This window comes from Natroniella sulfidigena, assembly GCF_023223645.1.
GTDB lineage: Bacteria > Bacillota > Halanaerobiia > Halobacteroidales > Halobacteroidaceae > Natroniella > Natroniella sulfidigena.
This window is the reverse complement of sequence record NZ_JALKBY010000032.1, coordinates 1-1,076: the sequence shown is the minus strand read 5'-3', so window position 1 is coordinate 1,076 and position 1,076 is coordinate 1. Positions and strand designations below refer to the sequence as shown.

The window sequence follows — 1,076 nt, the reverse complement described above, 5'->3', positions numbered from 1 at the left end:
ATGGCGTTTGGAGTTTGACTGGATTCAGTAACTCTATAAAGCCCTTAGTCCAATCAGTGCTCTACCGCCAAATTACAATTACTTGAGGCTAGCCCTAAAGCTATTTCGAGGAGAACCAGCTATCTCCGAGTTCGATTGGCCTTTCACCCCTATCCACAACTCATCCCATGGCTTTTCAACGCCAATGCAGTTCGGACCTCCACACGTTCTTACACGTGTTTCATCCTGGTCATGGATAGATCACTCGGTTTCGGGTCTATGACCTGCAACTTTCGCCTTTTAAGACTCGCTTTCGCTACGGCTTCACCTTCTTTGGCTTAACCTTTCGCTACAGATCATAACTCGTCGGTTCGTTATGCAAAAAGCACGCCATCAGACTTTAACGTCCTCTGACTGCTTGTAGGCACACGGTTTCAGATTCTATTTCACTCCCCTCCCGGGGTTCTTTTCAACTTTCCCTCACGGTACTGGTTCACTATCGGTTGTCAGGAAGTATTTAGCCTTAGGAGATGGTCCTCCTTGCTTCCCACGAGGTTTCTCGTGTCTCATGGTACTCAGGATACTATCTAGCCAACTTTAGTTTTTACCTACAGGGCTATTACCTTCTGTGGCGTAGCTTTCCAGCTACTTCGATTAACCAAAGTTTGTACTATGACTCCGTTATGGCAGAGTCTGATAGTCCTACTACCCTGTAATAGCAACATCCATAAACTTGACACTATTACAGTTTGGGCTCTTCCCCTTTCGCTCGCCGCTACTTAGGGAATCACTTTTTGTTTTCTCTTCCTCGGGTTACTAAGATGTTTCAATTCACCCGGTTCCCTTCTTAAAGCTATTTATTAACTTTAAGATGATATGGTATTAACCATACCTGGTGCTCCTATTAGGACATCCCTGATTCATCACTTGTTTGCAGCTCATCAAGGCTTTTCGCAGCTTGCCACGTCCGTCATCGGCTCCTGACACCTAGGCATCCACCGTGCGCCCTTACTAACTTAATCTAGACGCACTATCTATTGTGCAGTTTTCAAAGTACAAATTTTAAGTCTGAGGCTGAGTTTAAGTTTTAGTCAAGA

General features: G+C 45.0%; 1 rRNA gene. It reads right to left on the bottom strand.

Going from position 1 to position 1,076, the window contains the following annotated elements:
- Nucleotides 1-1,001: ribosomal RNA gene (locus tag MWH28_RS12765) — 23S ribosomal RNA — on the bottom strand; the annotation flags it as partial.
- Between the last annotated feature and the right edge of the window lie 75 nt (nt 1,002-1,076).